Source organism: Ruegeria sp. CDSC081, from assembly GCF_059610485.1.
Genome location: NZ_JBXWNS010000021.1, coordinates 1 through 1,384 on the forward strand (window position 1 = coordinate 1; position 1,384 = coordinate 1,384).

At 58.9% G+C, this 1,384-nt stretch carries 1 protein-coding gene; it reads left to right on the forward strand.

The genetic code is table 11. The annotated features are described in order from the left end of the window. A partial coding sequence (gene tuf / locus AC2FH9_RS19865) for an elongation factor Tu (RefSeq protein ID WP_142640426.1) occupies positions 1-1,176 on the forward strand: 1,176 nt, incomplete at its 5' end. Between the last annotated feature and the right edge of the window lie 208 nt (positions 1,177-1,384).

Sequence of the window (1,384 nt, forward strand, 5' to 3'; positions counted from 1 at the left end):
ATGGCAAAGGAAAAGTTTGAGCGTAATAAGCCGCACGTCAACATTGGCACGATTGGGCACGTTGACCACGGCAAGACGACGCTGACCGCAGCGATCACCAAGTATTTTGGTGACTTCAAAGCGTATGACCAGATTGACGGCGCGCCGGAAGAGAAGGCCCGCGGCATCACCATCTCGACGGCCCACGTGGAATACGAGACCGACGCGCGTCACTACGCCCACGTTGACTGCCCCGGCCACGCCGACTACGTCAAGAACATGATCACTGGTGCGGCGCAAATGGACGGCGCGATCCTGGTTGTGAACGCGGCTGACGGCCCGATGCCTCAGACCCGCGAGCACATTCTGCTGGGCCGCCAGGTTGGCATCCCGACCATGGTCGTGTTCATGAACAAAGTTGACCAGGTTGACGACGAAGAGCTGCTGGAGCTGGTTGAAATGGAAATCCGCGAGCTGCTGAGCTCGTATGATTACCCTGGCGACGACATTCCGATCATTGCCGGTTCGGCACTGGCCGCGATGGAAGGCAACAACCCGGAAATCGGCGAAGAATCGATCCGCAAGCTGATGGCTGCCGTGGACGAGTACATCCCGACGCCTGAGCGTGCTGTTGACCAGCCGTTCCTGATGCCGGTCGAAGACGTGTTCTCGATCTCGGGCCGTGGTACAGTTGTGACCGGTCGTGTTGAGCGTGGCGTGATCAATGTTGGCGACGAGATCGAAATCGTCGGCATCCGCGACACCAAGAAAACCACCTGTACCGGTGTTGAAATGTTCCGCAAGCTGCTGGATCGTGGAGAAGCGGGCGACAACATCGGCGCGCTGCTGCGTGGTATCGACCGTGAAGGCGTTGAGCGTGGCCAGGTTCTGTGTAAGCCGGGTTCGGTTACACCGCACACCAAGTTCGAAGCCGAAGCCTATATCCTGACCAAGGAAGAGGGTGGCCGTCACACGCCGTTCTTCGCGAACTACCGTCCTCAGTTTTACTTCCGGACCACTGACGTGACCGGCACCGTGACCCTGGCAGCTGGCACCGAGATGGTTATGCCCGGCGACAACGTGTCGTTCGAGGTTGAGCTGATCGCACCGATCGCGATGGAAAACGGCCTGCGTTTCGCCATCCGCGAAGGCGGCCGCACCGTCGGCGCCGGCGTTGTGTCGAAAATCGTCGAGTAATTCGCGCAAGCGAATGGTCAAATGGAAAGGGCGCCCATCCGGCGCCCTTTCTCGTTTGATCTCGACAAGCCCGCGACGCGCCCATGTCGTACACCAAAGAGTGTTGAGTGATCGGAGGCGGTGATGAGATCGTTCGCCGAATAGTCTCAGACCTAACCGTCGAAACAAAAAAAGCCCGCCCCAAACCGGGGCGGGCTTTTTCTGTTTG